This is a genomic window from Hyalangium sp., from assembly GCF_035629615.1.
Lineage (GTDB): Bacteria > Myxococcota > Myxococcia > Myxococcales > Myxococcaceae > Hyalangium.
Genome location: NZ_DASPHO010000525.1, coordinates 1 through 8,047, shown reverse-complemented (window position 1 = coordinate 8,047; position 8,047 = coordinate 1). Strand labels below are relative to the sequence as shown.

General features: G+C 68.5%; 7 protein-coding genes. All 7 read right to left on the bottom strand.

What is annotated here, in order from left to right:
- Positions 1-460 (bottom strand): sulfate/molybdate ABC transporter ATP-binding protein (locus VD972_RS26640; RefSeq protein WP_324991554.1); only part of this gene is annotated, 460 nt, incomplete at its 3' end.
- Positions 457-1,305: a sulfate ABC transporter permease subunit CysW gene (cysW, locus tag VD972_RS26635; protein WP_324991553.1), complete on the bottom strand. Its 849-nt coding sequence runs from the start codon at positions 1,303-1,305 to the stop codon at positions 457-459. The genes VD972_RS26640 and cysW, both read right to left, overlap by 4 nt.
- Positions 1,306-1,311: 6 nt before the next feature.
- Complete coding sequence (gene cysT / locus VD972_RS26630) at positions 1,312-2,151, bottom strand: sulfate ABC transporter permease subunit CysT (RefSeq protein ID WP_324991552.1); 840 nt, start codon at positions 2,149-2,151, stop codon at positions 1,312-1,314.
- A gap of 15 nt (positions 2,152-2,166) precedes the next feature.
- Positions 2,167-3,234: a sulfate ABC transporter substrate-binding protein gene (locus VD972_RS26625; RefSeq protein ID WP_414654132.1), complete on the bottom strand. Its 1,068-nt coding sequence runs from the start codon at positions 3,232-3,234 to the stop codon at positions 2,167-2,169.
- A 3-nt stretch (positions 3,235-3,237) separates the two neighbouring features.
- Positions 3,238-4,947 carry an assimilatory sulfite reductase (NADPH) hemoprotein subunit gene (gene cysI, locus VD972_RS26620; RefSeq protein ID WP_324991551.1) on the bottom strand — a complete coding sequence of 570 codons (1,710 nt, stop codon included), beginning with the start codon at positions 4,945-4,947 and terminating at the stop codon, positions 3,238-3,240.
- A gap of 12 nt (positions 4,948-4,959) precedes the next feature.
- Complete coding sequence (locus VD972_RS26615; RefSeq protein ID WP_324991550.1) at positions 4,960-6,819, bottom strand: assimilatory sulfite reductase (NADPH) flavoprotein subunit; 1,860 nt, start codon at positions 6,817-6,819, stop codon at positions 4,960-4,962.
- The coding region (locus VD972_RS26610; RefSeq protein ID WP_324991549.1) for an elongation factor 1-alpha C-terminal domain-related protein at positions 6,816-8,047 on the bottom strand (1,232 nt) is incomplete at its 5' end. The genes VD972_RS26610 and VD972_RS26615, both read right to left, overlap by 4 nt.

The window sequence follows — 8,047 nt, the reverse complement described above, 5'->3', positions numbered from 1 at the left end:
TGGGCCGAATGGCCAGGGCCCGCGCGAAGGCCACGCGCTGCCGCTGTCCGCCCGAGAGCTGACCCGGGTAGCGCTGCCCCATCTCCTCGAGCTGCACGAGCTTGAGCATCTCGTCCACCCGTGCTTCCACCTCGGGCCGAGGCTGCTTGCGGACATTGAGCCCGAACGCGATGTTCTCCCGCACCGTCATGTGCCGGAAGAGCGCGTAGCTCTGGAAGACCACCCCGATGTTGCGCTTCTGCGCGGACACGTCCGTGCAGTCCACCCCATCGATCAGCACCTTGCCTCCATCCGGCGCTTCCAGCCCGGCGATGACGCGGAGGATGGTGGACTTGCCAGCGCCCGAGGGCCCCAGCAGGGTGGTGATGGCTCCAGGCGGAGCCTGAAAGGACACGTCCGACACCGCCGGCGTTCCTGCAGCGGTGAACCGCTTGGTCAGCTGCTCGACGACGACGCTCATGGCGTGTGCGCCCTCCATTCGACGTACTTCTTGACGATCAAGGTGATGACCGCCAGCACGGTCAGCAGCGAGGCGGTAGCGAAGGCCCCAACAAAGTCGTACTCGTTGTAGAGGATCTCCGCGTGCAGAGGCAGCGTCGTCGTCACCCCGCGCACGTGCCCGGAGACCACGGAGACGGCGCCGAACTCGCCCATTGCGCGCGCGTTGCAGAGGATGACGCCGTAGAGCACCCCCCACTTCACCTTTGGCAAGGTGACGCGCATGAAGGTGTACCAGCCGCCCGCGCCCAGCGTGAGGGCCGCCTCCTCCTCGTCGCTGCCCTGGGCCTGCATCACCGGCAGCACCTCGCGCGCGACGAAGGGGAACGTCACGAAGAGCGTGGCCAGCACGATGCCCGGCACGGCGAAGATGACGTGGAGATCATGCTCCGCCAGCCAGGGACCCAGCCACCCCTGCCGCCCGAAGAGCAGCACGAAGATCAGGCCCGCGATGACGGGTGACACGCTGAAGGGCAGATCAATGAGCGTGATGAGCAGATCCCTGCCACGGAACCGGAACCGGGCGATGAGCCACGAGGCGGCCAGCCCGAAGGCCAGGTTGAGGGGGACGGCGATCAGCGCCGCCGTCAGCGTCAGCCGGATGGCGGCCCAGGTGTCCGGGTGCGCGAGCGAGGTCAGGTACGCCCCGGCGCCCTTCTGGAAGGCATGGATGAACACCGCCACCAGCGGGACGACGAGGAAGATGCCCAGGAAGAGCAGGGCCATGCCGATCAACAGCCAGCGCAGAACGGCTGGCCCAGCCGCGGCATGGGTCCTCTTTTGGAGCAGGAGCGAGGAGACGTGCATGGTGGGCTATCCAGGCCGGACTTCGAACCGGCGCTGGGTCCAGCGCTGGAGCAGGTTGATGGCCAGCAGCAGCGCGAACGAGGCCGTGAGCATGACGACGGCAATGGCTGTCGCGCCCGCGTAGTCGTACTGCTCCAGCTTGGTGACGATGAGCAGCGGGACGATCTCCGTGCGCATGGGCATGTTGCCGGAGATGAAGACCACGGAGCCGTACTCGCCGATGGCCCGCGCGAGCGCCAGGGTGAAGCCGCTCAGCAGCGCCGGCAGGATGCTGGGGAAGATGACCTTCGCGAAGGTCTGCCACGGCGTGGCCCCCAGCGTGGCCGCCGCCTCCTCCACATCCGCGTCGATGTCCTCCAGCACGGGCTGGACGGTGCGCACCACGAAAGGCAGCCCGATGAAGGTGAGCGCCACGACGATGCCGAGCCAGGAGTAGGCCACCTGAATCCCGGCGGCCTCCAGGTACTGCCCAAACCAGCCATTGCGGGCGTAGAGGCTCGTCAGTGTCAGCCCCGCGACGGCGGTGGGCAGGGCGAACGGCAGGTCCACCAGCGCATCCACCAGGCTCTTGCCTGGGAAGCGGTAGCGGACCAGCACCCAGGCCACGAGCAGGCCGAAGACGGCGTTGGCCAGCGCCGCCACCAGGGAGGCCCCAAAGGTGAGCTGGTAGGCGGCGACAGCGCGCGGGGAGGCCACCGTCTCCCAGAAGTGTTCCCACGTCAGGGTGAACGTCTTCAGGAAGAGCCCGGAGAGCGGCAGGAGCACGAGCAGGCCCAGGTAGAACCAGCTCAGCCCCAAGGACAGCCCGAAGCCTGGGAGGATACGGCGGCGTGCGCGTTGAGCCATGGGGGGACGTCTCGGTTACTGGGCCATCGGCGTGTAGATCTGATCGAACACGCCCTTGTCGTCGAAGTGGGTCTGTTGAGCCTTCTTCCAGCCGCCAAAGACCTCGTGGAGGGTGAAGAGCTTGACCGGAGGGAAGTGGCTGGCGAACTTGGCGGAGAACGCCTGGACGCTCGGGCGATAGTGGTGCTTCGCGGCGATCGTCTGTCCCTCCTCGGAGTAGAGGTACTGGAGGTAGGCCTCGGCGGCCGCCCGCGTGCCCCGCCGGTCCGCGTTCTTGTCCACCACGGTGACGGGCGGCTCGGCGAGGATGCTCTCGGACGGGATGATGATCTCGAACTTGTCCTTGCCCACCTCCTCCGTGAGGAGGAGCGCCTCGTTCTCCCAGGCGATCATCACGTCTCCGATGCCCCGCTCGGCGAAGGTGGTGGTGGCGCCCCGGGCGCCCGAGTCCAGCACGGGGACGTTGCGATAGAGGCTCGCGACGAACTCCCGGGCCTTGGCCTCGTCGCCGCCCGACTTGCGGAGCGCGTAGCCCCAGGCCGCCAGGTAGTTCCAGCGCGCGCCGCCCGAGGTCTTCGGGTTGGGGGTGATGACCCCGACGCCCGGCTGGACGAGATCCTCCCAGTCGCGGAGACCCCGAGGGTTTCCCTTGTGCACCACGAAGACGATGGTGGAGGTGTAGGGCGAGCTGTTGTTCGGCAGCCGGGACTGCCAGTCCTTCGGGATGAGCCCCCCCTTCTCGTGGAGCATGTCCATGTCATACGCGAGCGCGAGCGTGGCGACATCCGCCTCCAGGCCGTCGATGACGGAGCGCGCCTGCTTCCCGGAGCCACCATGGGACTGCTTGATGGAGAGCTTCGTCCCTTGCGTCGCCTCCCAGTGCTTCACGAAGGCGGCGTTGAAGTCATCGTAGAGCTCGCGGGTCGGATCGTAGGAGACGTTGAGCAGCGTGATGGGCTCGGAAGACGAAGCACCCGGCTTCGAGCACGCAACCAGCGCGAGCAGGAGGCCGGGCAACAGGAGCAGGACGGCGGAGTGTCGCCGCCAGGAGCCAGAGCGGCTCACAGGGGTGGAAGGAGGCATGGGTCAGCTCGAGAGCGAAGAAGAAGGAGAGGGGGAGGAAGGAGCGGAGACATGGCCGGCGCGGACGGTGAAGTCACCGAAGCCCTCGCCGGGACGGCGCTCCCGTGCGTAGGCGGCGAACAACGGCTCGAGCACCCCGAGGATGGTCGCTTCGTCGATGTTCTCGCGATACAGGCGGTTGAGCCGCTGGCCGCGCACGTCCCCTCCCAGGTAGAGGTTGTAGCGGCCGGGGGCCTTGCCTACGAGCGCGATCTCGGCCAGGTAGGGACGGGCACAGCCGTTGGGACAGCCTGTGATGCGCAGGAGGATCTTCTCTTTCTGGAGGCCATGCGCCTCCAGGCGCTCATCCAGCCGGCTGACGATCTGGGGTAGGTAGCGCTCGGCCTCGGCCATGGCCAGGCCACACGTGGGCATCGCCACGCAGGCCAACGCGTTGAGGCGCAGGGGGCTGGAGCGGCGGAAGCCATCCAGGCCGTGCGCTGCCACGAGCGCGTCGATCTCCGCGCGGGCCTCGGCGGGGACGCCGGCGATGATGAGGTTCTGGTTGGCCGTCAGCCGGAAGTCACCCTTGTGCACCCGGGCAATCTCTCTGAGGCCCGTGAGCAGGCGTGCACCGGGCGTGTCCGCCACGCGGCCGCTCTCCAGGCGCAGCGTCAGGTGCCAGCGCCCGTCATGGCCTTGCTTCCACCCGAAGAGATCCCCATTGTGCTCGAAGGTGAAGGGGCGCGCGGGCTGCAGGGAGAAGCCCAGCCGCGTCTCCAGCTCGGAGACGAACCACGCGATGCCGCGATCCTCGATGGTGTACTTCAAGCGCGCGTGCTTGCGGCTGGTGCGGTCCCCGTAGTCGCGCTGCACCTTCACCACGTTCTCCGCGACGAAGAGGAGCTGCTCGGGGGGGATGAAGCCGATGAGGTCCGCCAGGCGCGGGAAGGTGGCGGCGTCACCGTGCGTGGCGCCCATGCCTCCACCGACCACGACGTTGAACCCCAGCAGCCGCTCCCCCTCGTAGATGGCGATGAAGCCCAGATCCTGGGAGTAGACGTCCACGTCATTGAGCGGGGGAACGGCGACGCCGATCTTGAACTTCCGGGGCAGGTACGTGGAGCCCAGGATGGGCTCCTCTTCCTCTCCGCTCCCCGCCACCTTCTCCTTGTCGAGCCACACCTCGTAGTAGGCGCGCGTCTTCGGCAGCAGGTGCTCTGACAGCCGCATGGTCCAGCGGTACACCTCCTCATGCACGCGCGAGTCCACGGGGTTGGGGTTGCACATCACGTTGCGGTTGACGTCCCCGCAGGCTGAGATCGTGTCCAGGAGCGCCGCGTTGATGCCGGCCATGGTGGACTTGAGGTTGCCCTTGATGACGCCATGGAGCTGGAAGGCCTGGCGCGTGGTGAGCCGCAGCGTCCCGTTGGCGTACTGCTGCGAGATCGCGTCCAGCGCGAGCCACTGGGCCGGGGACAACACGCCTCCGGGCAGCCGGGTGCGGATCATGAAGCTGTAGTCCGGCTCGAGCTTCTGCTGCCGGCGCTCCTCGCGGCTGTCCCGGTCATCCTGCTGGTAGCTGCCATGGAACTTGATCAGCTGCGTATCGGAGGCAGCGATCGCCCCCGTCACGGGATCGGCGAGGCTCTCCACCAGGGTCCCGCGCAGGCGGCGGCTCTTTGTCTTGATGTGCTCCACGTCGGAGAGCGCAGGGGGCTTGGTCGTGCTCATAGGGTGCTCCGATCAGTAGACGTCGCGCTGGTAGCGCTGCTCGTCGCGCAGGGTGGAGAGCCAGGCCTCCGCGTCCTCGCGGCTCTTGCTTCCATGGGTGGAGATGACGTCGATGAGGGCCGCGTGGACGTCCGGCGCCATCCGCTGGGCGTCGCCGCACACGTAGAGGTGGGCGCCCCCCTCCAGCCATGCATAGACGTCCTTGCCCTCCTCGCGCAGGCGCTGCTGCACGTAGATCTTCTCTTTCTGATCCCGGGAGAAGGCGAGGGAGATCCGGTGCAGCTCGCCCTTCTTCAGGGCCTCCTGCCACTCCGTCTGGTAGAGGAACTGGGAGCGGAAGTGCTGCTCTCCGAAGAAGAGCCAGTTGCGGCCTTTCCCGCCTGTCTCGGCGCGCTCCTGGACGAAGGCGCGGAAGGGAGCCACTCCCGTCCCAGGGCCGATCATGATGACGTCGCGGGCCGGGTCCCGAGGCACGCGGAACCGCTCGTTGGGCTCGATGAAGACACGCACGCGCTCCTCATCGCCGGTGCGCGTGGCCAGGAAGTACGAGGCGGTCCCCATGTGACGGGTCCCGAAGGCGGTGTAGTCCACCACCGCGACCGTCAGGTGGGCCTCCGCGCCGACACGCTTCTGGCTCGAAGCGATCGAATAGCTCCGGGGTGCCAGCTTTCGCAGCGTGCGGACCAGCTCCGCCGCGGTCCACGGTGCCGGCCAGATCCGCAGCAGGTCGATGATCTGGTGGCTCTTGAGCAGCGCACGGAACGCCTCGGCGCCCTCTGGGGTGAGCATGCGCTGGAGCTCCGCGCTCTTGGAGAGCGCGGCGTGGCGCTCCAGGACGGGCCGGCTCAGCTTGGTGAGCTCCAGCTCCTCGGTCAGCCACTGCTTCAGGGGCAGGCTCCGCCCGTCCCGGGTGATCTCGGCGGCCCCATCGGCCGAGAGCACGGAGAGGAAGTCGGCGACGAGCTCAGGGGCGTTCAGCGGCCACACACCGAGCGAGTCCCCAGGCTCGTACGTCAGGCCAGAGTCCCCGAGCGACAGCTCGACGTGCCGCGTCTCCTTGTTCGCCCCGCGCCCGGTGAGGCGCTGGTTGACGAGGACCTCCGCTACGACGGGAGCCTCCTTGCCGTGCTTCGGAGCCGGGGGAGCCGTGCGCAGCGGCGTCACCACGGCCGAGGAGGTCCGGGGCGCGAGCTCCTCGGCGGCGCGGCCCACGGCGTGGTCGAGCCAGCCTTTGGCCACCGGCTCGAAGTCGACGTCGCAGTCAGCCCGCTCCTGCAGCCGGGTGGCCCCGAGCTGCGCCAGGCGCGTGTCGAGGACACGCCCCACCTCGCAGTACTTGGGATAGCTCGAGTCCCCCAGTCCCAGCACCGAGAAGCGGAGCTGCTCCAGCTTGGGAGCCTTCTTGCTCAGGAGGAACTCGACGAAGCCGCGCGAGTCATCCGGCGGATCCCCATCCCCCTGGGTGCTGATGATGAGGTAGAGCAGCCGCTCCTTCTGGAGCTCCCGCACCGGGTAGTCCGACGCGCGGTAGAGGCGCACCGAGAGGCCAGAGGCCTCCGCCTGGCTCTTGAGGCGCTCGGCCAGCATGCGGCTGTTGTTGGTCTGCGTGCCGAAGATGATGGTGAGCCACGCCTCCGGGACAGCCTGAGGCACGGGCGCGGCCGCGGGCACAGACTCCTGAAGCGGGCCGCGCTGCGCAGCGAGGCCAGCGAGGTAGCCGCTCAGCCACTGGAGCATCTCGGGCGGAAGTCCCTCCACCAGCCGCTGAAGCAGCCCGCTCCGCTCCTCGCCCAGGAGCGTGCTCGTGAAGGGACTGACAGGCGCTGCCTGTCCCGGGGGACGTGCCACCCCCTTGGCGGAGAGGGAGCTCATGGGCCTGTCTCCTGGGCCGACAACACCTGGCGCACCCAGGCCTTCACATCCGCGGAGGCCTCCAGATCGACGCCGCCCACCCCTGCGTCGCGGAGCTGATCCCGGAGCGCGCGCCGGGCCTGGGGAGCCACGGTGTGGAGCAGGGCGATGAGCCCCGCCTCCGCCAGCGCCAGGGCCACTTCCGTGTCACCCCGGACGACCGTGACGTGCCGCCCTTGATCGAACAGCTGGCGCTCCAACTGGAAGGCCCGCTCCTCGGCCTCGGGCGCATCCGGCAGGAGGATGACCCCGCCCGACTGTCCGAGCTCCTCTCGACGCTCTTGCGCGGTGATGAGGGAGCCGGCCTTGGCCTTGCCTCCATCCCCCGCGGGTCCGAGGATCATCCCTGCGGCCACCGTGTCATGGGTGAGCGCGTCGATGAAGATGAAGGCCCCTGTGATCCGGTTGTCCTGGTACGGATCGCACAGCAGGGGGCGCTTGCACACCAGCCGCACCTTGCCGATGTCATTGAGCGCCAGCGTCTCCGCGGGGACCTCGGTGAGGTTCTCCAGGTCCTTGCGCCAGAGGATCTGCTCGAGGGTGGCGGGGACGGTGCGCGAGGTGTGCTTCACCAGGTAGCGGCGAGAGCCATCCAGCGGCTGCTCCCCGAACCACACCAGCATGGCGTCCAGCCGGTGGAGCGCCTGGGGAGGCTCTGCGACGTGGGAGATTACATCCCCACGGCTCAGGTCGACCTCGTCGGCCAGCCGCAGCGTGACGGAGAACGGCGCGCTCTCCTCCTGGCGCTCGCCCTCGAAGGTGTCGATGGCCGCCACCCGCGTCCGTCGCTGCGAGGGCATCACCACCACCTCGTCACCCACCCGCACAGTGCCCGAGGCGATCTGCCCGGCGAACCCGCGGTAGTCCAGGTGCGGGCGGAGCACGTACTGGACGGGGAAGCGGAACGGGGCCCCGTCCTGCCGTCGCTGGTGGGGCAGGGACTCCAGCCACCCCAGGAGCGTGCCGCCTTCGTGCCAGGGCGTGCGGGTGCTTGGGCGCGTGATGTTGTCGCCCTTGCTCGCGCTGACGGGGAAGAGCTTCACCTGCGTGAACCCCAGCGTCCGCGCGAACCCGACCAGCTCGGCGCCGATGCGCTCGAAGAGCTCCCGGTCGAACCCCATCAGGTCCATCTTGTTGACCGCGACGGCGAGGTACGGGATGCCCAGCAGCGAGGCGATGTACGCGTGCC

What these genes read in the sequence shown, in the direction of transcription:
- VD972_RS26615 (WP_324991550.1), bottom strand. Translation starts at nt 6,819, where the DNA reads ATGAGCTCCCTCTCCGCCAAGGGGGTGGCACGTCCCCCGGGACAGGCA.
- cysI (WP_324991551.1), bottom strand. Translation starts at nt 4,947, where the DNA reads ATGAGCACGACCAAGCCCCCTGCGCTCTCCGACGTGGAGCACATCAAG.
- cysW (WP_324991553.1), bottom strand. Translation starts at nt 1,305, where the DNA reads ATGCACGTCTCCTCGCTCCTGCTCCAAAAGAGGACCCATGCCGCGGCT.
- cysT (WP_324991552.1), bottom strand. Translation starts at nt 2,151, where the DNA reads ATGGCTCAACGCGCACGCCGCCGTATCCTCCCAGGCTTCGGGCTGTCC.
- VD972_RS26625 (WP_414654132.1), bottom strand. Translation starts at nt 3,234, where the DNA reads ATGCCTCCTTCCACCCCTGTGAGCCGCTCTGGCTCCTGGCGGCGACAC.